Origin of the sequence: Kitasatospora sp. NPDC057518 (genome assembly GCF_042802075.1) — a bacterium.
GTDB lineage: Bacteria > Actinomycetota > Actinomycetes > Streptomycetales > Streptomycetaceae > Kitasatospora.
Genome location: NZ_JBHVEU010000760.1, coordinates 1 through 1,823 on the forward strand (window position 1 = coordinate 1; position 1,823 = coordinate 1,823).

Annotated in this window: 2 protein-coding genes; one reads left to right on the forward strand and one right to left on the reverse strand. The window is 78.4% G+C overall.

From position 1 onward, the window contains the following. Positions 1 to 81: 81 nt before the first annotated feature. Entirely contained in the window at positions 82 to 885 is an 804-nt protein-coding gene (locus ACFU7Z_RS39175; protein ID WP_380782930.1) for a hypothetical protein, read from the reverse strand. Between the two features lie 209 nt (positions 886 to 1,094). Between ACFU7Z_RS39175 and ACFU7Z_RS39180 the strand changes: the two genes are divergently transcribed. Next, positions 1,095 to 1,808: a hypothetical protein gene (locus ACFU7Z_RS39180; protein WP_380782932.1), complete on the forward strand. Its 714-nt coding sequence runs from the start codon at positions 1,095 to 1,097 to the stop codon at positions 1,806 to 1,808. Positions 1,809 to 1,823: the final 15 nt, after the last annotated feature.

Sequence of the window (1,823 nt, forward strand, 5' to 3'; positions counted from 1 at the left end):
CCCCGGCGCACTGCCGGGGGGCAGGGGCCGACTGTTGCCGCCACCGGGTACCCGCTTCGCGCCACCGGTCCGGCGTCAGGCTCAGGGCGTGGGCGTGGGGCCGGCGGTCGGGGCGGGGGCGGTCAGGGCGTGGAGCAGGTCCTCGCCGAGGGTGAGGCCGGTGGCGGAGTGGTCGGGCAGCCCGTAGTCGCCGTACCAGTCGGCCGGGGCCTCCGGGTGCGGGCCGCTGACCGCGACCCGGCCCCGGCCGTACGGGGCGACGGCGGCGGCGGTGCGGCCGTTGGGGTAGCGGGCGAGGACGTCCGTGCCCGGGCCGTCGACGTCGAAGTACGGGCCGTCCTGGAAGTACATCCGCTGCGGGCGGCCGCGCCACAGGACGTCGACCAGGCCGTCCTGTTCGTCGGTGACGGTGGCGTCCGGGGAGCGGATGTACTCGCCGGAGTCGCCGGGCAGGAGGTCGAAGCCGGGGTCGCCGGCCAGGTAGCCGCCCATGCACAGCCCCAGGTAGCGGCCGCCGCCGCGCACGTAGGCGCGCACCAGGTCCGGGGTGAAGCCCGGTTCGCGGGCCAGCAGGTCCCACGCGGTGCCCACCTCCTGCCCGTTGGTGCCGCCCGGCTGCACGTACACCGCCGCGTCGGCCAGCGCCGCCGGGCCGAACCGCACCCGTTCCCGGGGCCCGATGAACCGCACCGCGAACCCGGCCCGCTCCAGCAGCCCCCGTGCCGCCTCCGGGCACCCGTCGCAGGCGGCCGGCCCCCGGTACACCAGCGCCGTCGGCCGCTCCTCGCCCCGTTGCGGCAGGGACCTCTCCGCCGGCTCGCCGCCGCACCCCGCCGTCACCAGCACCGCCGCCGCCACCAGTCCCAGCACCCGCCCGACCCGCACTCCCGCCACCCCTCCCGAAGGCCCCGCGCGGCCGCCCCTCGCCGTCCGCCGTGACGACGCTACGGCCCGCCGGGCGCGCACCGGGCGCGCGCCCCCCGATCGGGCGAACCCGCATGGCCGGGGTTGACGCGCGGGGGTGCGGAGACACCGATGGCCCCCGCGCCGCCCCGAGGGCACAATGACCAGGTCCGACGGGCGGGAGGGGACCCATGGGGAAGACGGACGGCCTGCGGGGCGGGCGCGGACGGGCGGCCGGCGCGCTGCTGCTGCGCGGCCTGCTCGCCCTGCTGGGACTGGCGGTTGTGGCCTTCGGCTTCGTCCGGTTCGACGCAGCGTACGACGCCCGCGGCGCCTACCTCGACGCACCCGCCTGCGGGGCCCGGGCCACCGGGCCGCAGGAGGACTGCCTGCGCTCGGAGAGCGGCCGGGTGACGAGGAAGTGGGCGGACCCGGGCAACGACTCGACCTCGTACGGGATCGCGGTGGCGCGGGAGAACGGGCCGAGCGACACCTACCCGGTCAGGGAGTCGTTCTACGACGCCGTGGACGTCGGCTCCGTGGTCGAGCTGAGGTTCTGGCACGGCCGGGTCGCCGACATCGCCTACCAGGGCCGCCGAACCGAGCCGCCGAGCACCCCGTGGCTCGCCATGACCGGGGTCGCGCTGCTGGTCGGCGCGGGCACGACGCTGCTGGTCCGCGGCCTGACCGGGACGTTCCAGAGCGAGGGCGACTGGCGGGTCCCGCTGGGAACCGCGATCTCGCTGTTCCTCGCCACCGGGTTCGGCGGCGCGCTGATGCTGTCCCAGCACTGGCCGTGGGGCCTGGCGATGGCCGTGGCGGGGGGGCCCCCGGGGGGGGCCCCCCCCCCCCCCGGGGGGGGGGGGCGGCGGAGTGGCCCCCCCCCCCCCCGGGGGGGGGGTTGAAGGGGGGGGGGGGGA